General features: G+C 71.3%; 23 protein-coding genes. 16 read left to right on the top strand and 7 right to left on the bottom strand.

Features of this window, described 5'->3' with window-relative positions:
* Positions 1–46 precede the first annotated feature (46 nt).
* Positions 47–772 carry an NYN domain-containing protein gene (locus ACFQU4_RS21715; RefSeq protein ID WP_377495835.1) on the top strand — a complete coding sequence of 242 codons (726 nt, stop codon included), beginning with the start codon at positions 47–49 and terminating at the stop codon, positions 770–772.
* 80 nt (positions 773–852) lie between these two features.
* Here the strand turns inward: ACFQU4_RS21715 and ACFQU4_RS21710 are convergent, their stop codons facing one another.
* Entirely contained in the window at positions 853–1779 is a 927-nt protein-coding gene (locus ACFQU4_RS21710) for a helix-turn-helix transcriptional regulator (RefSeq protein WP_377495833.1), read from the bottom strand.
* A 62-nt stretch (positions 1780–1841) separates the two neighbouring features.
* Between ACFQU4_RS21710 and ACFQU4_RS21705 the strand changes: the two genes are divergently transcribed.
* The 5 genes from ACFQU4_RS21705 to ACFQU4_RS21685 are packed head-to-tail and all read left to right on the top strand — an operon-like array spanning position 1842 to position 6387.
* Complete coding sequence (locus tag ACFQU4_RS21705; RefSeq protein WP_377495831.1) at positions 1842–2819, top strand: ATP-binding cassette domain-containing protein; 978 nt, start codon at positions 1842–1844, stop codon at positions 2817–2819.
* Positions 2819–3601 carry an ABC transporter permease gene (locus ACFQU4_RS21700; protein WP_377495829.1) on the top strand — a complete coding sequence of 261 codons (783 nt, stop codon included), beginning with the start codon at positions 2819–2821 and terminating at the stop codon, positions 3599–3601. The genes ACFQU4_RS21705 and ACFQU4_RS21700 overlap by 1 nt, the downstream gene beginning before the upstream one ends.
* Positions 3598–4383 carry an ABC transporter permease gene (locus ACFQU4_RS21695; RefSeq protein WP_377495827.1) on the top strand — a complete coding sequence of 262 codons (786 nt, stop codon included), beginning with the start codon at positions 3598–3600 and terminating at the stop codon, positions 4381–4383. The genes ACFQU4_RS21700 and ACFQU4_RS21695 overlap by 4 nt, the downstream gene beginning before the upstream one ends.
* 56 nt (positions 4384–4439) lie before the next feature.
* Entirely contained in the window at positions 4440–5684 is a 1245-nt protein-coding gene (locus ACFQU4_RS21690) for an FAD-dependent monooxygenase (protein WP_377495825.1), read from the top strand.
* A gap of 7 nt (positions 5685–5691) precedes the next feature.
* Positions 5692–6387, top strand: coding sequence for a TetR/AcrR family transcriptional regulator (locus ACFQU4_RS21685; RefSeq protein ID WP_377495823.1), 696 nt, complete (start codon positions 5692–5694; stop codon positions 6385–6387).
* A 16-nt stretch (positions 6388–6403) separates the two neighbouring features.
* Here ACFQU4_RS21685 and ACFQU4_RS21680 read toward each other — a convergent pair whose 3' ends face one another.
* Both ACFQU4_RS21680 and ACFQU4_RS21675 read right to left on the bottom strand, forming a co-directional pair.
* Positions 6404–6604 carry a three-helix bundle dimerization domain-containing protein gene (locus tag ACFQU4_RS21680; protein WP_377495821.1) on the bottom strand — a complete coding sequence of 67 codons (201 nt, stop codon included), beginning with the start codon at positions 6602–6604 and terminating at the stop codon, positions 6404–6406.
* Between the two features lie 88 nt (positions 6605–6692).
* Positions 6693–7715 (bottom strand): aldo/keto reductase, encoded by a 1023-nt coding sequence (locus tag ACFQU4_RS21675; protein WP_377495819.1) that lies wholly within the window; start codon positions 7713–7715, stop codon positions 6693–6695.
* A 100-nt stretch (positions 7716–7815) separates the two neighbouring features.
* On the opposite strand from ACFQU4_RS21675, the gene ACFQU4_RS21670 reads away from it, so the two are divergent.
* The 7 genes from ACFQU4_RS21670 (at position 7816) to ACFQU4_RS21640 (ending at position 12877) form a co-directional block, all read left to right on the top strand.
* A complete protein-coding gene (locus tag ACFQU4_RS21670) occupies positions 7816–8667 on the top strand; it encodes a helix-turn-helix transcriptional regulator (RefSeq protein ID WP_377495817.1) in 852 nt (283 codons plus the stop codon).
* Between the two features lie 40 nt (positions 8668–8707).
* Positions 8708–9379: a flavin reductase family protein gene (locus ACFQU4_RS21665; RefSeq protein WP_377495815.1), complete on the top strand. Its 672-nt coding sequence runs from the start codon at positions 8708–8710 to the stop codon at positions 9377–9379.
* Between the two features lie 88 nt (positions 9380–9467).
* Positions 9468–10376 carry an NAD(P)-dependent oxidoreductase gene (locus ACFQU4_RS21660; protein ID WP_377495813.1) on the top strand — a complete coding sequence of 303 codons (909 nt, stop codon included), beginning with the start codon at positions 9468–9470 and terminating at the stop codon, positions 10374–10376.
* Positions 10377–10547: 171 nt separating this feature from the next.
* A complete protein-coding gene (locus ACFQU4_RS21655; protein ID WP_377495811.1) occupies positions 10548–11060 on the top strand; it encodes a methylated-DNA--[protein]-cysteine S-methyltransferase in 513 nt (170 codons plus the stop codon).
* A 1-nt stretch (position 11061) separates the two neighbouring features.
* Positions 11062–11553 carry an RNA polymerase sigma factor gene (locus tag ACFQU4_RS21650; RefSeq protein ID WP_377495809.1) on the top strand — a complete coding sequence of 164 codons (492 nt, stop codon included), beginning with the start codon at positions 11062–11064 and terminating at the stop codon, positions 11551–11553.
* A 2-nt stretch (positions 11554–11555) separates the two neighbouring features.
* Positions 11556–12152 carry a methylated-DNA--[protein]-cysteine S-methyltransferase gene (locus ACFQU4_RS21645; protein ID WP_377495807.1) on the top strand — a complete coding sequence of 199 codons (597 nt, stop codon included), beginning with the start codon at positions 11556–11558 and terminating at the stop codon, positions 12150–12152.
* Positions 12149–12877 (top strand): YqjF family protein, encoded by a 729-nt coding sequence (locus ACFQU4_RS21640; RefSeq protein WP_377495805.1) that lies wholly within the window; start codon positions 12149–12151, stop codon positions 12875–12877. Before ACFQU4_RS21645 ends, ACFQU4_RS21640 begins: the two co-directional genes overlap by 4 nt.
* On the opposite strand, the gene ACFQU4_RS21635 is transcribed toward ACFQU4_RS21640, so the two are convergent.
* Together ACFQU4_RS21635 and ACFQU4_RS21630 are read right to left on the bottom strand one after the other, a co-directional pair.
* Positions 12874–13092: a zinc ribbon domain-containing protein gene (locus ACFQU4_RS21635; protein WP_377495803.1), complete on the bottom strand. Its 219-nt coding sequence runs from the start codon at positions 13090–13092 to the stop codon at positions 12874–12876. The two genes, ACFQU4_RS21640 and ACFQU4_RS21635, sit on opposite strands and share 4 nt — an antisense overlap.
* 28 nt (positions 13093–13120) lie before the next feature.
* Positions 13121–14200, bottom strand: coding sequence for a TetR family transcriptional regulator (locus ACFQU4_RS21630; RefSeq protein WP_377495801.1), 1080 nt, complete (start codon positions 14198–14200; stop codon positions 13121–13123).
* 82 nt (positions 14201–14282) lie between these two features.
* Here ACFQU4_RS21630 and ACFQU4_RS21625 point away from each other — a divergent pair, with 82 nt between their 5' ends.
* Together ACFQU4_RS21625 and ACFQU4_RS21620 are read left to right on the top strand one after the other, a co-directional pair.
* Positions 14283–15230, top strand: coding sequence for an ATP-binding cassette domain-containing protein (locus ACFQU4_RS21625; RefSeq protein WP_377495799.1), 948 nt, complete (start codon positions 14283–14285; stop codon positions 15228–15230).
* Positions 15227–16021 carry an ABC transporter permease gene (locus ACFQU4_RS21620; RefSeq protein WP_377495797.1) on the top strand — a complete coding sequence of 265 codons (795 nt, stop codon included), beginning with the start codon at positions 15227–15229 and terminating at the stop codon, positions 16019–16021. The genes ACFQU4_RS21625 and ACFQU4_RS21620 overlap by 4 nt, the downstream gene beginning before the upstream one ends.
* Positions 16022–16025: 4 nt before the next feature.
* Here the strand turns inward: ACFQU4_RS21620 and ACFQU4_RS21615 are convergent, their stop codons facing one another.
* Positions 16026–16562: a hypothetical protein gene (locus ACFQU4_RS21615; RefSeq protein ID WP_377495795.1), complete on the bottom strand. Its 537-nt coding sequence runs from the start codon at positions 16560–16562 to the stop codon at positions 16026–16028.
* The gene (locus ACFQU4_RS21610; RefSeq protein WP_377495793.1) at positions 16559–17368 is read right to left on the bottom strand and encodes a hypothetical protein; all 810 of its coding nucleotides are present in this window, start codon (positions 17366–17368) and stop codon (positions 16559–16561) included. Before ACFQU4_RS21610 ends, ACFQU4_RS21615 begins: the two co-directional genes overlap by 4 nt.
* Positions 17369–17514: 146 nt before the next feature.
* Between ACFQU4_RS21610 and ACFQU4_RS21605 the strand changes: the two genes are divergently transcribed.
* The gene (locus tag ACFQU4_RS21605; RefSeq protein ID WP_377495791.1) at positions 17515–18639 is read left to right on the top strand and encodes a serine hydrolase; all 1125 of its coding nucleotides are present in this window, start codon (positions 17515–17517) and stop codon (positions 18637–18639) included.
* Positions 18640–19234 lie beyond the last annotated feature (595 nt).

Raw genomic sequence — 19234 nt, 5'->3', positions numbered from 1 at the left:
GTCGAAACTCATCCGGGCCTGGTCGGCACTGCGTTAGCGTGACGCTGTGCGAGTCGGTTTCTATGTCGACGGGTTCAACCTCTATTACGGCGCGGTAGCCCAGCTCGGCAGCGTGCCCGGATGGAAATGGCTCGACCTCCGCGCCCTGGCCAGGCGGTATGCATCCTGGGGTGGTGCGGTCGTGGACCGCGTCGTCTATTGCACAGCGCGGGTGAACGACCCGAGTGATCCGGGCCAGACCCAACGACAGGATTTCTATCTGGAAGCCCTCCGCCGCAGTGGCTCCGTTGACACCATCGAAGAGGGCTACTACTCGTCCTGGGCCAAGGAATCCGTGATGACGGTCGAGCCCGCGGGCACCAGAGCTCCGACGGTGATGCTGGATCCACAAGGCCGACTCTCCTGGACGCCGGGGCTCTCGGTTCGCCGCAACAACCTCGGGGTCCTGTTCGCCACCGTACGGAAGCGCGAGGAGAAGGGCTCAGACGTCAACGTGGCGACGCACCTGCTCGCCGATGTGCTGCAGAGTCGGGTTGACGCGGCCATTGTCGTGTCCAATGATTCGGATCTCGGTCTGCCGATCCAGGTTGCTCGCGACCACGTACCGACCGGAGTCATCAACCCCGGACCGAGACCACTGGCCGGCGCGCTGAAGGGCCAACCGACCGACGGAGTCGGAGGACACTGGTGGAGGCGGCTGAGACCGGTCGACCTTCAGCAAAGCCAGCTGCCGGACCCGGTTGCCGGGATCTCGAAGCCCGCGAGCTGGTAGTTGTCGATCAGCCATGGGCGCGTGCTATTGTCGTCTCATCAACCCGCCTCTCCACGCGAGGGCGGGTCTTTTCTTGCCCACTACGCCGTTCCGAGGATCCGGCGTGCGGCGTCTCGGACCATGATCAACAGTTCCGCGGGCGCGAGGACGACGGCGTCGCCGGCGAGCGACAGCACGGTCGAACAGGCCTCGTCGGGGTTCTCCAGATCGGCCTCGACGACGGACCAGCCATCGCCGTCGGAGCGCACCGGTGCGGTCGGCCGGAACCGCGGCAGCACGTGGTCACGCACCCGCAGCCGGATCGGGTAGGACGGCAGGGTTGCCGCGAAGCGTCGCTGGGTCTCGGACCAGTAGGCAGCAAGATCGAAATCGCGCGGCCGGGTGAAGGAATCGGCGGTCGGGCTGGCCGAGGTCAGGCGGCTGATCCGGAACGTCCGGAGTGCTCCGTCGGTCCGGGCCGCGACCAGATACCAGGTACGGGCCTTGGCGACCAGCCCGAGCGGCTCGACGGGGAACGGCCGCTTCCGGTCCCGGTAACCGATCATGATCCGCCGCTCGGCCCAGATCGCCTCCCGGCACAGGTCGAGCCACGGCGGCACCTCCCGCCGGTCGTCCCAGCCCGCGTGATCGACGAGCAGGCGCTGCCGGGCGAACTCCGCCTCCCGGCGGGTGCCCTCGGGCAGCGCGGCGATCAGTTTGATCATGGCCCGGTCGCTGGACGCGTCCAGTCCGAGATCGGCGAGGACGTGCGCGGTGGCGCCGACGAACACGGACATCACCTCGGCCGGGGTGAGGCCGGTGAGCCGGGTCCGGTAGTCGGGCAGCAGCGCCCAGCCGCCGCCCCGGCCCCGGGTCGCGTACACCGGGACGCCGGCCAGACTCAGCGCATCAAGATCACGTTGGACCGTGCGCGGCGAGACCTCGAGGTGCCGGGCCAGTTCGCCGACCGTTGCGCGGCCGCCGCTCTGCAGCCGCAGCAGCAGCCGGAGGAGCCGTTCCGCACGCATGGCACGACTATGCCAGGAAAATAAGCCATCAGCTGTCGTCTTTCCTTTCTAGGGTCGCTGGCGTGACAGCAGTTGAGGTGGACGACCTGTGCATGACCTATCGGGCACCGATCCGCGGCTCCGGGTGGCGGCAGACCCTGAGGTCGGTGATCAACCGCCGCTACCGGGAAGTGCCGGCGGTCCGCAACGTGACGTTCGGGCTCGCACCGGGCGAGGTGGTCGGCTTCATCGGCCCCAATGGTGCGGGAAAGACGACGACGATGAAGATCTTGTCCGGACTGCTGCACGCCAGCTCGGGCCGGGTCCGGGTGCTGGGCCAGGCGCCCTGGCAACGCCGGTCCGACTTCCTGCGCCGGATCGCCTTCGTCCGCGGCAGCCAGCCGGTCGGCGGATCGCAGGAGCTCACCGTGCTCGACACGTTGCGCTACCAACGTCTGCTGTACGAGGTCCCGCAGGATGCCTACCGGCGAGCCCTCGGCGAACTGACCGAGCTGCTGGACCTCGGCGAACTCCTGCCGCGCCAGCTGCGGGCGCTCAGCCTGGGCGAACGGATGCGGGCCGGGCTCGCCCTGTCGCTGCTGTACCGGCCGGAGGTGATGTTCCTCGACGAGCCGACGATCGGCCTCGACGTGGTCGGCGCCGTCGCGATGCGCCGCTACTTCGCCGGGTACGCCGAGCAGACCGGCGCCACCGTGCTGCTGACCAGTCACTACCTGGCCGACGTCGCGGCCCTCTGTCCGCGGCTGGTCCTGATCGACCGGGGCCGGGTGCAGTACGACGGCAGGCTCGACGAGCTCGCGGCCAGGTTGTCGCCGTACAAGCTGCTCCGGATCACCGCACCCGGTGCGGACCCGGACCGGCTGCGCGCGGCCGGCGAGGTGATCGAGACGACGAATGAGACCTGGGTGCTGCGGGTGCCCCGGGCCGACGTCGCCAAGATCACCGCACGGCTGCTCACCGAACTGGACGTCGCCGATCTCGCCGTCGAAGAGGCGCCGCTCGAGGCGGTCATCGATCGCGCCTACCGCGAGGGGGTCTGATGATCTCGCCGGCCCGCCTGCTGTTGTTGATCATGCTGCGGATCCGGATGGAGGTGCTGGAGTGGTCCGGCACCTGGTGGTTCCTGCTGACCCTGGTCGTGCAGGCGGTGCTCGGCCCGTTGATCGGCCTGTTCGTCTGGTCGGCCGTGTATCCGGCGGATCCGTACGTGGCGACCTACTACGTGGCGTTGCTGCTGGTGACGGTGATGACCGAGTCGTTCGAGCAGTTCACCTTCTCCGAGAAGATCTACGACGGCACGATCAGCCACGATCTGTTGCGCCCGCAGCCCGTGGTGATCGCCACGATCGGCACCAACATCGCGATCCGGGCCTGGCTGACGATCATGGGGCTGCCCGTGGCCGTGCTGACCGGCGTGGCCTTCGGCGTTTCGCTGGACCGCGCCGCCGTGCTGTCGGCGGTCCCGGTCTTCGTCCTCGGCGCCACCCTCAGCTTCTGCTGGATCTTCCTGCTCTCGCTGACCGCCTTCTGGACCGAACGGGTGCACGCGATCGTCGGCTTCGGCTGGACCCTGAACTCCCTGCTCGGCGGCACCATCGCGCCGCTGTCCTTCCTGCCCGGCCCGTTACCGGAGGTGGGCCGGGTGCTGCCCTTCTACGGCATGCTCGGACTGCCGGCCGACGTCGTCGCGGGCCGGGTGCACGGCCTGGGCCCGCTGATCACCGGGCTCGGCTACCAGGCCGCCTGGATCGTCGTGTTCATCACGGCCGCCGTACTGCTGTGGCGGGCCGGACTGCGGCGCTATACGGTGGTCGGCGCATGAAGTTGATCAAGCTGTTCGGCGCCGGCTTCAGCCGGTCGGCCCAGGCCACGCTCGCCTTCCGGATCAATCTGATCTTCGACATCCTGCTGTCGATCATCGGCCTGCTCGCCAGCCTGGCCACCGTGATCATCGTCTATGCGCGCACCGATTCGCTGGTCGGCTGGACCGAGCCGGAGGCGTACGTCCTGATCGGGACGTTCCAGGTGATCAGCAGTCTCAAGCACACCTTCATCGACCCGAACCTGTCCTGGTTCCCCGAGAACGGCATCCGCAAGGGCAAGCTCGACACCTTCCTGCTGCAGCCGGCGCCGACCCTGTTCCTGGCCAGCCTCTCGCGCTCGACCCCGCTGTCCCTGGTCCAGTTCCTGCTCGGGCTGGTGGTGATCATGATCGGGCTCGGCCGGCACGGCCGGACGCCGACCGCGGGCACCGTGGTCGCCTGGGTCCTGACCCTGATCGTCGCGCTGGCGGTGACCTGGGCGATGGGCGTCCTGCTCGCCTGCCTGGCGTTTTGGGCACCACGCCTGCAACTGGACGTCTTCTACGGCTCGGCCTGGGAACTGGCCCGCTACCCGACCGACATCTACCGCCGCCCGCTGCGCTTCGCCCTCACCTATCTGTTCCCGCTGACCCTGATCGCCACGATTCCGACCTCGACCCTGCTCCACGGACCGCAGGTCGCGGTGCTCGGATCCGCCGTGGCCGGTGCGGGTGCCGCCTGCCTGCTCGCGGTCGGCTGCTGGCGGCTGGGTCTGCGGCGCTACACCGGCGCGACGTCGTGACCAAGACAACAAACTGACCATCTGACTGTTTTGGTCAGTTTGTCTAGGCTTGGTGCATGACCAGCTCAGACATCCCGCGGCCCACCGCCGTCCGTCGGCGCGCACTCGTTGTGGGGGCCGGAATCTCCGGCCTCTCGGCTGCCACCGCCCTGCACACGGCCGGCTGGGATCCGGTGATCGTGGAGCGTTCCGAGGCCCGGCGGCGGGGCGGCTACCTCATCGCCATGTACGGCTGCGGCCGGATCGCCGCCGAACGGATCGGGCTCCGCGGGATCCGCAACCGGATCACGGCGAGCGGAACGCACCAGGTCGACCGGCAGGGGCGGCGCCGGCCGGCCCTCGGCTTCCAGGACCTTCCGGGCGGGCCGTGGATGATGTTGCGCGGCGACGTGGAGCGGGCGGCGTTCGAGGCGCTGCCGGACGATACCGACCTGCGGTTCGCCACCTCCCCGACCGCGATCGACCAGGACGCCGACGGCGTCACGGTGACCCTGCACGACACTCGGAACGACCGCACGACAACAGAACGCTTCGACCTCGTGGTCGGCGCCGACGGCCTGCGCTCGACCGTACGCAAGCTCGTCTGGGGACCGCACGAAGATCACCTGCACCCGCTCGGTTTCATGATCACCGCGTTCGAGCTGCCCGAGGCGCTGCCCGGGCTGGCGTCGCAGGACGGGGCGATCCTCTCCGAGCCGGGCCGGTCGTTCTGGGTCTTCCCGTTCGCCGACCACCCGCCCACCGTCCTGTTCTCGTACCAGACGGACGATGTCGCCGCCGAACGCGCCAGGGCCAAGCAGGTCGGCGTGGCCGCCCGGCTCCGCGAGCTCTACGGACCCGAGCCGCTGGGCGACCTGATGGAGGCGGCGCTGCAGCACCTCGAACGGGCCGACGAGTTCCTCTTCGACTCGGTCGAGCACGCCCGGGTGGACCGCTGGCACCAGGGCCGGGTGGTGCTGGTCGGCGACTCCGCCTGGTGCCCGACCCTGTACTCCGGGATGGGCGCGACCTCGGGCCTGGCCGGCGCGGACCTGCTCGGCCTGATGCTGCGGCGGCACCCGGACGACCTGGAGACCGCCCTGACCGAGTGGGAACGCAAGCTCCGCCCGGCGATCGCCGACTTCCAGGAGTCGGCCTACCCGATGCGGCGGATCTTCACCCAGACGTCGGCCCAGGAGCAGCGCCGGCACAACCGCACGCTCGGCATCCGTAAGCTGATGTTCCGCTTCCCGCCCCTGATCCGCCTGCTGTCGCAGACCAAGCACTTCCGGTTGCGCAACAGCGACCTGGCCGCCGCCTGAGGAGCCGATGACCGACCCAGCCACCGAACCCGGCCGGCGCAGCGCCCGCGCCGGCACGATCCTCGATGCCGCGCGGCAGTTGATCCTGCGGCAGGGGTTCAAGGCGGTCACGATGGCCTCGGTCGCCCAGCACGCGCACGTCGGCAAGGGCACCGCCTACCAGTACTGGCGGACGAAGGAGGAGCTGTTCCTCGAGCTGCTCGCCGGGGAGCTCGCCGACGTGCTCGACGAGCTGGCCGCGCAGGTCCGGGCCGATCCCGCCGTCGCGCAACCGGACCTGCTGTGCGTCACCGTGACCAGGTCCTGGGTGACCCGGCCGCTGATCCGCGCCCTGCAGACCTCCGACGACCTGGTGCTCGGCGGCCTGATCGACCAGCCCGGCGCCCTCGACCTGGTCAAGGCACACGGGAGCGGCCCGATCCTGCGCGATCTGCTGCCCGTCTGGAGGACGTACGAGATCGTCCGGACCGACTGGCCCGCCCGGCAGCAGGCGGACGCCGTCTCCCTGCTGGTGATCGGCTACTTCTCCGTCGCCGACGTCGGCCCGCAGCCGGACGCCGATCAGGAACACACGCTGCAACTCGCCCTTCAGGGCATGCTGCAACTCCGGGAACCGGCAGCGGCGGACCGGGAACGGCTGGCCGAAGAGGTGGCCGCCGTGCTGACCGCCCACGCGGACCGGGCTCGCGCCGCAGTCGGCTGAGCCCGGGAGCGGACCGTCAGCCGGCGGCGCTGCGGTTCAGTTCGCTGGTCGCGGCCCGCTCGACCAGCAGCGGCACGTAGTCGCGGATCGGGTTGCCCTCGAACCGCTGGTGCACCGCACGCAGTGTCGACTCGATGGCGTCCGGTTCGATTCCGCTGAACCGCTGCCGGAGCCGCTCCAGCACCGCATCGATTTCCTGCTCTTCGTCATGGGCCATGGCTGTCCTCGGGTCGAGCTGCGGGAAGCAACCGCCGGCCGACACCGGACGACAGGTCACTGACTCTTCAACCGATTGTGCAGCGACCTCAGCTCTCTGACGAAATGGCGTACGTTCCGGACCGGCGTTCGCTGTCCAGATCGGCCATGTACCGGGTCGGGTAGCGGTCGCCGCGCGCGGAGCCGGGCGGGATCAGTTCGTCGATCAGGTCGAGTTCGGCCTGCTCCAGGACCACCCGGGCGCTGTCGATCATGGTCGTCACCTGGTCCGGCCGCCGGGCCCCGATGACCGGCACCAGGTCGTCGCCGCGGGCGGCGACCCAGGCGATCGCCAGCTGGGCGATCGTGGCGCCCTTGGCCCGGGCCAGCTCCTCGAGCCGGGCGACCAGCGCCTCGTTGTGGGCCCGGTTGTCGCCCTGGAACCGCGGCTGGATCGCCCGGCCGCCGGTGGGTTCGCCGGTGCCGCCGATCATGCCGCGGCCCAGCACTCCGTACGCGGTGATGCCGATGCCCAGGTCCCGGCAGGTGTCCAGGATCTCGTCCTCGATCCCGCGGCTGAGCACCGAGTACTCGAGCTGCACGTCGCAGATCGGCGCGACGGCGGCCGCCCGCCGGATCGTCTCGGCGCCGACCTCGCTCAGCCCGATGTGGCGGACCAGGCCCTGGTTCACCAGCTCGGCGATCGCGCCGACGGTTTCCTCGATCGGCACCGCCGGGTCGAGTCGGGCCGGCCGGTAGACGTCGACGTGGTCGGTACCGAGCCGGCGCAGCGAGTAGGTGAGGAAGTTCTGCAGGGCGACCGGCCGGGTGTCGATCCCGCCCATCCCGCCGGCCGGGTTGAGCAGCGCCCCGAACTTCACCGACAGGATCACGTCGTCCCGCGAGCGGTCCCGGAGGGCGCGGGCGATCAGGGTCTCGTTGTGCCCGGCGCCGTAGAAGTCGCCGGTGTCCAGCAGGGTGCCGCCGGCGTCGAGGTAGTCGTGGATGACGCGGACGGACTGGTCCTCGTCGACGTCGCCGTACGCGCCGGACAGGCCCATGCAGCCGAGTCCGGGTGAGCTGACGGCGGGGCCGGTGCGGCCGAGGGTCCGGGTTTCGAAGGAAGTGATCATGGCGCCAGCGTGGCCCGGCGTTACGTCCCGGGACAGGCACGGATCATCCAGGGACGGGCTCTCCCTGGATCGGCTGCGGCAGGAGCGGCACGATGGAGGCGTGATCGACCGCCCCGGACTCGCCGACTTCCTGCGCCGCCGGCGCCGGCTGCTGCACCCGGCCGACGTCGGGCTGCCGGACGGCCCGCGCCGCCGGACCCCGGGCCTGCGCCGGGAGGAGGTCGCCCAGCTCGCCGGGGTGTCCACCGACCACTACACCCGGCTGGAGCAGGCCCGCGGCTCGGCGCCGTCGGAGGCCGTGGTCGGCGCCATCGCCCGCGCGCTCCGGTGCGACCTGGACCAACGGGACCACCTGCTGCACCTGGCCGGCTACCCGGCGCCGCCGCGCCGCTCCGGCGGCCACGTCCGGCCGGGCCTGATCGCGCTGGCGGACCGGCTCGTCGACGTACCGGTCTGCATCTACAGCGACCTGGGCGAGGCGCTCTGGCACAACGCTCTGCTCGCCGCCCTGATGGGGATCCACGACGGCGACGCCCGGGCCGGCCGCGACCGCAACCTGATCTGGCGCTGGTTCACCGAGCCGGGCATCCGGGACCGGACCCCGGCCGAGGGCTGGGCGCGGCTCTCGGCCTCGCACGTGAGCGACCTCCGCTCGACGTACTCGCGCCGGGCGGGTGATCACGACATCACCAGCCTGGTCCGGGACCTGATCGACCGCAGCGCGGAGTTCCGGGCGCTGTGGGAGCAGCACGACGTCGCGGTACGGCGCTCGGACCGCAAGGACGTGCTGCACCCGGAGCTCGGCCTGATCCGGCTGAACTGCGAGGTGCTGCTGACGCCCGACGAGGACGTCCGACTGGTCGCCTTCTTCCCGCTCGAGGGCACCGACGCCGCCGACAAGCTGGCCCTGCTGTCGGTGATCGGCCTCCAGGATTTTCGTACCGCGACCTGATCCGACCTCACATCGGGCCCGTCCGGAGCGTCTTCCGGGCATGACCGACACCCTGACCGACCAGACCCCGCTGACGGCGCCGGACACCCGGCACGTCGTGACCAACCCCGCGATCCTGTACTTCGGCACGCCGGTGGTGCTGGTCAGCACCCGGAACGCCGACGGCACGGCGAATCTCGCGCCGTTCTCGTCGGCGTTCTGGCTGGGCGACCGGGCCGTGCTCGGTGCCAGTCACGGCTCGCAGACGTACGGGAACCTGCGCCGCACCGGCCAGGCCGTGATCGCGCTGCCGTCGAGCGATCAGGCCGACGTCGTCAACCGGCTCGCCCTCACCACCGGCAACCCGAGCCCGGCCGCCTACAAGCTCGCCCGCGGCTACGCCCACGTCGCCGACAAGTTCGCCCGCGCCGGCCTGACCCAGGTGCCGGCCGAACTGGTGGACGCGCCGATCCCGGCCGAGACGCCGATCGCCCTGGAGGCCGAGGTGGTCGCCTTCCACAGCGAGCCCGGATCGGACGGCGCACCGGTGACCGAGCTCCGGGTGGTCCGGGTGCACGTACATCCCGAACTGCTGCTGCCCGGCCGGCCGAACCGGATCGACCCGGACCGGTGGCGCCCGTTGATCATGAGCTTCCAGCAGCTGTACGGGCTCACCCCGCGGGTGGCGTCGTCCCGGCTCGCCTCGATCGACGAGGAGGCGTACCGCCGCTGATCCCCCGGTCCCCCGCCCCGGACCCCGGCCGGTACGTTGATCATCTTCGGCGACCGCCGGCGACCGGATGATCATGGAGGGACCAGCCGTGGCAGAACAGCAGCGGGAGACCGGACCGACCGTCGGCTGGATCGGGCTCGGGATCATGGGCGGGCCGATGTGCCGGCACGTGATCGACGCCGGGTTCGACGTGATCGCCTACGCCCGGCGGCCGGAGGCGGCCGCCCCGCTGGCCGAGGCGGGGGCCCGGATCGCCTCCTCGGTGGCCGAACTGGCGGCGGGCTCGGACCTGGTCGCGACGATCGTCGGGATGCCGTCCGACGTCGAGCAGGTGCTGCTCGGCGACGACGGCGTGATTGCGAACCTGCGGCCGGGCGGCACCGTGGTCGACCTGACCACCAGCAAGCCGGAGCTGGCCCGGCGGATCGCCGAGGTCGCCGCCGAACAAGGCATCGGTGCGGTCGACGCACCGGTGTCCGGCGGCCAGGGCGGCGCCGAGCGCGGCACGTTGTCGATCATGGTCGGCGGTGCCGACGACGCGGTGGCGGCGGCCGAGCCGGTGCTGCGCAGCTTCGGCGAGACGATCGTGCACCAGGGCGGACCCGGCGCCGGCCAGCACACCAAGGCGGCCAACCAGATCCTGGTGGCCGGCGCCATGATCGCCCTGTCCGAGTCGCTGCTGTACGCCAGCGCCGCCGGCCTCGACCCGACCCGGGTGCTCGAGTCGGTCAGCCGCGGCGCCGGTGGTTCCGCCGCCCTGACGGCGCTGGCACCGAAGACCATCGCCGGCGACTGGACCCCCGGCTTCTACGTCGAACACTTCCTCAAGGACCTCGGGATCATCCTGGCCGAGGCACGCCGCTCCGGGCTCGCGCTGCCCGGCGTCGAGCTCGCCGAGCGGCTCTACCGATCGGTGCAGCGGCTCGGCCACGGCCGTTCCGGCACCCAGGCCCTGATCCTGGCCCTGGCCGAGGAATCCGGCCGCACCTGGCCCTGACCCGACCACTTCCCCACACTTCTTGGCGCTTCCCGCGAGATATATCTGACGGGAAGCGCCAGTTTTTCACGTAACGTGAAAAACCGCCCCGCCCTCGTTCCCCGGCGACCTCACATTTCGCCGCCGCCGGGCGTCTTCCTCGTGACAGCATCCACAAGGAAGGATCGGGCCATGACCGTTCGACACACGCGGGCCGCGACCGGGATCGGCGAGCTCACGCTGGTGGCCGCCGGTGACGCGCTGACCGGGATCTACTTCCCCGGCCACTGGCATCCGCCGGCCCCCGGCACGATCGGCGAGTACGTCGACGCGGCGGACGACGCCCTGTTCACCGAAGCCGTCGCCCAGCTGGAGGACTACCTGGCCGGGCGCCGGACCGGTTTCGACGTGCCGACCGCGACGCAGGGCGACGCGTTCTCGGAGCGAGTCTGGGCGTTGCTCCGGGCGATCCCGTACGGGGAGACGACCAGCTATGGCGACCTGGCCGAGCAGCTCGGCGAGCGTGCCCTGGCCCGGATGGTCGGCCGGGCGGTCGGGCACAACCCGCTCAGCATCCTCGTGCCGTGCCACCGGGTGCTCGGCAAGGACGGCCGGCTGACCGGCTACGCGGGCGGGCTGGAGCGCAAGCAGCGGCTGCTCGACCTGGAGCAGCCGGTGCCGGCCGAGGCCGGGCGGCTGCTCTGACATGACGCCGCTGGCCAAGCAGCCGTTCGACACGGTGGTCGCCGAGCACGGTGCGCGGATCCTCCGGGTCTGCCGGGCCGTGCTCGGGCCGACCGCGGACGCCGACGACGCCTGGTCGGAGACGTTCCTGGCCGCGCTCAAGGCCTGGCCGGACTTTCCCGACGACGGCCGGGTCGAGGCGTGGCTGGTGACGATCGCGCACCGGAAGGCGATCGACGTCACCCGGGCCCGCGCCCGACGCCCGATCCCGGTCGCCGAGATCACCGAGCCGGCGCCCGAACCGGCCCCGCAGGATCGCTCCGACGAACTCTGGGACGCGGTCCGCGGCCTGCCGCCGAAACAGCGCCAGGCGGTCGCTTACCACCATCTCGGCGGGCTCCGCCATGCCGAGGTCGCCGACTTGATCGGCGGCTCCGCCGCGTCGGCCCGGAAGGCCGCCTCGGACGGAATCCGCGCACTGCGCACACTGTTGCAGGACCCGAAGGGAGCATGATCATGATCGACGAAACGCTCGGTCCGCTGATCGACGAGGAACCGGCCGGACTGGCCGGGCTGAAGGACCGATTGGCCAAGCTGGCCGGGGATTCCGGCCTGCTCGACGTCGGCTACCTGATCATGGACAGCCCGCTCGGGCCACTGCTGCTGGCTGCGACCGAACGCGGCCTGGCCCGGGTCGCGTACCAGGTGCAAGATCATGACCGGGTGATCGCCGAGCTGTCGGACAAGATCAGCCCGCGGGTGCTGCGGGCGCCGCGCCGGCTGGATCCGGTGGCCCGGGAGCTGGACGAGTACTTCGCCGGCCGGCGGTCCGAGTTCGATCTTGAACTGGACCTGGTGCTGACCGCGGGATTCCGGCAGCAGGTGCTGCGGGAACTGCCCACGATTGAGTACGGGAGCACGGCCAGCTACCGGCAGATCGCGGAGCGGGCCGGCAGCCCCCGGGCGTTCCGCGCGGTCGGCACCGCCTGTGCCCTGAACCCGCTGCCGATCGTGCTGCCCTGCCACCGGGTGGTGCCGTCCGGCGGCGGGATCGGCCAGTACGCCGGCGGCCCGGAGGCGAAGGCGACCCTGCTGGCGCTCGAGTCCCGGTGATCGTCCCGGAGCCGATCCTGGCCGCCTCACCCGGGCTGACCGGGCCGGCGATGGCGGCCCAGCTGTGGCAGGCGGTCACCTTCCTGCACTGGCGGATCCCGCCGCACCGCGCCGCGCCGCTGCTGCCGCCCGGCATCGAGCCGGACTGCTTCGACGGGTCGAGCTGGGTCGGGCTGATCGCGTTCCGGCTGGCCCGGGCCCGCTTCCTACCCGGGCCACCGATCCCGTACTTCGGCACCTTCACCGAGGTGAACGTCCGGCTGTACGGCGTCGACGGGCGCGGTCGCCGCGGCGTCGTGTTCCGGTCCCTGGAGGCCTCCCGGCTGGCCGCCGTGATCACCGCGCAGGCGCTCTACTCGCTGCCGTACCGCTGGGCCAGGACGACGCAGGCCGATCGCGACGGGGTGATCGGCTACCGGTCCCGCCGGCACCGGACCGGTGAGTCGTTCTCGCTCGACGTACGGCCGGACCATGATCAACTCGGGGCCGATGAGCTGGACAGCTTCCTGACCGCGCGCTGGGCGTTGTTCACCGCGCGGGGCCGGCGCACACTGTGGCTGCCGAACACCCACCAGCCGTGGCCGTTGCGGCGGGCGACCTTGATCGACTTCGACGATGATCTTGTCGCGGCCGCCGGTCTGCCCGGCGTGACCGACCGGCCGCCGGACTCGGTGCTCTACAGCCCCGGGGTCGCGGCCCGGTTCGGCCGCCCACAGCCGCTCTAGCCGCAGCCGCAGGCTCCGCCGCAGCAGCCGCCACCGCCGCCCGCCGGTACGGGAGCGCCGGCACCGGCCCGGCCGCCGAGCGCGACGGTGGACAGCAGCTTCACCGTGTCCGGATGACCCTGCGGACAGTCGGCCGGATCGGCGGCGGCCACCATCGGCCGGTCGACCTCGAACGTGGTGCTGCACTCGCGACAGCGGAACTCATAGCGCGGCATGGAGTCACCCTAAGCCGTCCCGGGTACGTCAGCGCGGCACGGTCGCGCTCGCCGCGCTGTGGCCGGCGCCTCGCCCTTCGGCGCGGCTCACGATCACGCCGCCCGCGACCCGGACGGCCACCTCCGTGTCGTCGCCGGGCTCCGGCACCCCGAGCGCCTCGGCGAACCGGCCGTCCTGGTCGAGCAGCAGCCGCGGCCCGGCCCAGCTCTCCGGCGGGAACACCCGGCGCAGGCAGCCGATCAGGTCGGCCAGCAGCAGCCGGACCAGCCGGCCGCGCTCGTCGGGATCCCGGGTGGTGACGACGACGGTGACCTGATCATGGTCGGTCGCCCGGACCGCCTCCTCCGCCGCCGACAGTCGGCCGGTGCCGAGCACCACCACGACGCCGTCCTCGTCCAGCCGGACCGGCCGGCCGGAGATCAGATCCTCGGCCGGCTCCTGATCTTGCACCACGGCACCGTGCTCGGCCTTGGCCTCGGGCGCGTAGGCCAGGTGCGGCGGGTCCCAGTCGTCGTCCGGCTCCGCCGCGGCCAGCCCGGCACAGGCCTGGACCACGGCGAACGGGTCGCCGAAGCCGGGGGCGATCTCAGCCAGGTGCGCCGCGCCGGCCAGCAGGGTCAGCGCCAGCTCGGCTTGCTTCACCCGGCGTCGCCGGCGCGCCCGGGGCGGCCGGGTCGATTCCAGCGCCAGCCCGAGCAGCAGCGCCTGCAGCCGGGTCGTCTGGGCCAGCGTGTCCCGTACCGCGTCGTCGGCGGCGTCGGTGAGCGAGCGCAGCTGCAGCCGGCCCTGTTCGGCGGAGTCGGCGGCCAGTGGCAGGCGTTCCAGCCAGACCCGGGCGAAGGCAGCCAGGGCGGCACCGGGGTCGCCGGGCGGTTCGGCGGTATCGGCGGCGCGGCCGGCATCGACGAGCTCGGTCAGCACGGCCAGGTAGAGCGCCCGCTTGCCGGGGAAGTTGGAGTAGACCGCTCCCCTGGTCAGCTCGGCCCGGTCGGCGATCCGGTCGATCTTGGCGCCGGCATAGCCGTGCTCGGCGAACTCCTCGGTCGCCGCCCGGACCACGGCGGCACGCGTCCGGACCTGCTGCTCGGCGCGGGTCAGCCGGGCCATCGCACTCCTTTCGTCGAACGACCGACTACGATACTGTCACCATTCAGATGATGACATCATCTGAAATCGAGAGGGAGATCGCGTGAGCACGTACGGAATCGAGGCCGAGGGCCTCAGCCGGAGATTCGGCAGGACCACGGCCCTGGACGGAGTCGGCCTGACCGTCGAGCGGGGCCGGGTGCTCGGCCTGCTCGGCCCGAACGGTGCCGGCAAGACGACCGCGATCCGGATCCTGGCCACCCTGGTCCGCCCGGACGGCGGCCGGGCGACGGTGGCCGGCTTCGATGTCGTACGGCAGCCGGCCGAGGTGCGCCGGCGGATCGCGCTGTCCGGCCAGCACACCAGCGTCGACGAGGAACTGACCGGCCGGGCGAACCTGATCATGATCGGCCAACTGCTCGACCTGCCCCGCCGGCAGGCGATCGTCCGGGCCGGGGAACTGCTGGACCGGTTCGGCCTCACCGAGGCGGCCGACCGGCCGGCGGCCGGCTACTCGGGCGGCATGCGGCGGCGGCTCGACCTCGCGGCCAGCCTGGTCGGCCGGCCGGAGGTGATCTTCCTCGACGAGCCGTCGGTCGGCCTCGACCCGGGCAAGCGCGACGAGCTCTGGCAGCTGATCCGCGGCCTGCGCGCCGACGGCGTGACCGTGTTGCTGACCACGCAATACCTGGAGGAGGCGGACGCCCTGGCCGACGCGATCACCGTGATCGACCACGGCCGGGTGATCGCCGAGGGCACCCCGGACGACCTCAAGGCGCGGGTCGGCGGCCGTACCGTCGAGGTCCGGCTGGTCGACCCGGCCGCCGCCGCTCAGGCGACCAAGATCATGACGGCGGTGAGCCGGAACACCCCGGAACACACGGGACGGCGACTCCGGTTGCCGATCACCGACGACGCCGAGTTCTTCGAGATCGCCGCCCGGCTGCGCGAGGACTCGGTCGCGGTGACCGAACTCGCGCTCCGCCTGCCCAGCCTCGACGAGGCCTTCCACGTCCTGACCCACGCGACACCGACGGAGAACGCCTCATGATCACCACCTGGCCCGACGCCCCGCCCCGACCGCTCGGCTGGCTCCGGCACAGCGCCGTGCTGGCCCGGCGCAGCTTGATCAAGACCGGCCGGAACCCGGGCGCCGTGATCAACGCGGTCGTCACGCCGGCCCTGTTCGGCGCGGTGTTCCTCTACCTGTTCGGCGGTTCCGTCGCGGGCTCCACCGCGGCCTACGTGCAGTACCTGTTCCCCGGGGTCCTGGTCATGGGCGCCGCGACGGCGGGCCTGCTGTCCACCGGCACCAACATCGGCCTGGACCTGAAGAACGGCATCACCGACCGGTTCCGCAGCCTGCCGATCGCCCGGGTCGTGCCCTTGTTCGGCTCCCTGCTGGCCGACCTGGTCCGCTACCTGGCGGCGGCCGCGATCCTGTTCGGGTTGGGCAGCCTGGCCGGATTCCGGATCGCCGGTGGTGTCCCAGCGGCCGTCGCCGCGGTGGGCCTGGCGATCCTCTTCGGCAGCTGTCTCAGCTGGATCACCGTCTTCCTCGGCGTGTTGATCAAGGACCCGAACGGGGTGACCGCGATCGGGTTCATCACCTTCCTGCCGCTGCAGCTCGGCACCAGCCTGGCCGCTCCGGTCGACTCGCTGCCGGGCTGGCTCCAAGCCCGGGCCGGCGTGAACCCGTTCAGTCAGGCGATGGACGCCTGCCGGGCCCTGCTCAACGGGACCCCGCCCGGGACCTCGGTCGTCACCACCTTGATCTGGTGCGCGATCTTGGTGGCGGTGTTCTGCCCGCTCGCCGTCCGCGCCTACGCCCGGCAGCAGTGAGTGATCACTCTTCGGGCGTCAATTCGGTGTCGAGGACGTACGCCTGCGGGTGGGATTCCAGGTAGCGCACGACGATCTTGCCGTCGCCGGTGTGGAAGAAGTCCCGGTCCGGGTAGGCCGGGGTGGTGAAGAAGTCGTACGGCAGCGTGTAGGTGCGGCCGTTGCTCGCGGTGAACGTCACGTAGTCGTTCTCCAGCGTGGCCGGCGCCGTCACACCGTTGGCATGGATGTAGCTGAGCGTGGGCGTGAAGCCACCGAGCGAGGCGATCCCGATCGCCCCGGCGAAGATCAACCCGACGAACACCACCCGGGCCAGCCAGGCCTTGATCATCCGCAGCGCCTCCAGCACCGGCCGGTCCCGAAGCCCGAGCGGCGCCTCGCGTTCCCGGCGCAGCTCGGTCAGCCGCGACTGCCGGCCGCTCCGGTTGATCATGTGCCGGCCCACCCCGAACGCACCGAAGCCCGAGACGAAGACCCAGATGTAACCGGTGTTGGCCGGGAAGTTCGCCAGCCAGACCAGCTGATCAAGAAGCCAGTTCATCGGCCGATCCCCCGTCCGACGGCGATCGCGACGTTCTCCCGGTCGCCCGGCATCCAGTAGGCACGGACCGGCGAGCCGACCTGCAGTTCCGAGACCGAGTCGGGGTAGACGAACACCCGGCTCGTCGTCTCGAACGGGTCCTGGCCGTCCGGCGAGACCAGCAGCCGGACCTCCAGTTCACTCTGACCGTCCTGGTGCCGCCCGGTGGGCCGAAGGTCGATCACCGACGCGTGCTCGGAGCGGCCGTCGAGGAGCGGGCGGACCAACCGCGGCTCGACCAGCCCGCGTTCGATCCGCCACTGCAGCACGGCCCGGCGAACCTCCGGCTCGGCGTGCTCGGCCGGTGTGACGAAGTCCGGGTCGTTCAGGTCGTAGTGCACCGGGACGGCAACCCCCGGCTTGATCATCCACGCGTCCCGCCCGGACGCCAGCAGCCGGCACTGGCTCACGTACCGCTGGCCGTCGGTGGGCTTCACCTCGAGATACAGCTGGTGCTGCGGCACGTCGTTCACCGACAGCCCGGTGGTCGACGACTCGATCACCGTCGCCATGGCGACCGGCCCCTTGACCGTCTTCGACGTCGAGTCCCAGGACGATCCGCCGAACGTCAGCAGGGCACCCCAGGCGACACCGGCGAGCAGTGGCACCGCCAGCGCGTCCATCACGGCGTCGAACGACAACGGCGCGAGGAACGGCAACAGCGGACCACGTTGGTCCACCCCGAACAGCACCCGCCCGACCCAGGCCAGCAGCACCAGCGAGAGCACGGCGATCACCACCAGCCTGAACGCACGCACCACACTCATGGGTCCCCCATCCCCCGGGTGTCCGGAGCAGGATTCTAGCCACGCAGATGATCTTGAACGCGGACCGCCCTCGGTTCGATTGACCGTGACCCGATGGACTTATAAGATTTACGATATTACGTAATCCATCGAGCTTGAGGAGACCCATGTTCACTCGGCGCCGCTTCCTGATCGCCGGATCGCTGGCGATCCCGGGGGCACTGGCCTTCGGTTCCGCGCCGGCCGCCGCCGAACCACGCCGGTCGTCCGACCCGGAGGCGGCAGCCTGGCTCGACTGGATCGCGGGCCACCGGGACTCGGTCTCGGTCGCCGCAATCGACGGGTCCGGCGGGCGGATCAGACACCTGGACCGCAAGCCCCGGGTGCTCGCCTCGACGATCAAGGTCGTCCATCTCGCGGCGTACGCGACCGCGGTCAGCCGGGGACTCCTGGACCCGGCGGAGCCGATTCGGCTCGGCGACTGGGACGCCCGGCATCCGTACGTCAGCGACGGCCGGGCCCACTTCTCGGCCCTCACCGCACTGGGCATCCCGTGCAACGAGTACGGGATCGCGGACGACCCGGACCGGACCGTACCCCTGGACACCCTGGTCGCGGCCATGATCGACTTCAGCGACAACGCCGCCACCGACTACCTGCGCGGCCGGTTGGGCGATCCGGCCCTGCACCGGGCCGCCGCGGCCGGTGGCTGGCACCGTCCCGATACCCGTTCCCTGCAAGGCGAAGTGCTGCAGTTGATCTTGCCCGAACACGCGGCCCCGGTCGGTGCGCCGACCGCCCTGCGGCGGGTGATCGGTGATCATCTGGCCCAGCGCTTCATCCACGATCTGACGTTCCGCAAGCAGGTCTGGGACCGGATCCCGGAGATGCCGGCGACCTCCGAGGAGCAGTGGCCGTGGACCCAGGGCCACGCCCACGGCACGGCGGCCGAGCTGGCCGGGCTGCACCACGCCGTCGCCGCCGGCACCTTCCGACCCCGGTCGGCTCTGCCGGTGATTCGCGGGCACCTGGAACGCGGCCTCGCCTCGCTGGTGCCGGAGGGCGCGGCCGCCGTCGGGTTCAAGGGCGGCAGCCTGCCCAGAACGGTCAACATCGGCCTCAACGTACGTTGGCAGGACGGCCGGACCGGCGTCCTGGCCCTGATGCTGACCGGCCTGTCCGACGACCAGGTACTCAACGGCGGCCCCGCCCTGATCCGCCTCGGGATCGGCGCCCTCAGCCACCCGGACCAGTTCGCCACCCTCGCCAAATCCCTCACCCCTAACCCCTAACCCCAACGCCCCCACCACCCCCGCCCCGCCGCTGACCGGGCACAAACGCAGGCGTTTCTGCGGCGTGTCGCTGCGCAGGTGACCGGTCAGCGGGGTCGAAGTTGCCGGAGGCACCGGCACTGACGCGATTCGCTTCGGGTTGCCGACCGCGGCAGCCGGTGCCGGCTAGGCCGGATCGCCATCAGGTCTGCGAAGGCGAGGGACAGGGTTCCGATTGGCAGCGGCGTAGCTGAAGGCGCGGAGGTCGAGTCGGGGCCAACACGGCGACTGCACCGGCAGACCGAGGCGGCCATGCCGCGAAGAAGGCAGACCGAAGGCTGCAGACCGCTGCAGCCGGTGCTGGCACTGGCCCGGCCGGATCACCATCAGACCGGCGAAGGCAAGCCGAGGGCAGGGCTCCGACCGGCAGCGACATAGCTGAAGGCACGGAGGACGAGTCGGGGCCAACACGGCGACTGCACCGGCAAGCCGAGGCGGCCATGCCGCGAAGAAGGCAGACCGAAGGCTGCAGACCGCTGCAGCCGGTGCTGGCACTGGCCCGGCCGGATCACCATCAGACCGGCGAAGGCAAGCCGAGGGCAGGGCTCCGACCGGC

The sequence above is a fragment of the Microlunatus sp. GCM10028923 genome, assembly GCF_042666975.1.
Taxonomy (GTDB): domain Bacteria; phylum Actinomycetota; class Actinomycetes; order Propionibacteriales; family Propionibacteriaceae; genus Microlunatus.
Note: the sequence above shows the minus strand (reverse complement) of the source record. Positions and strands in the feature narration are given on the sequence as shown.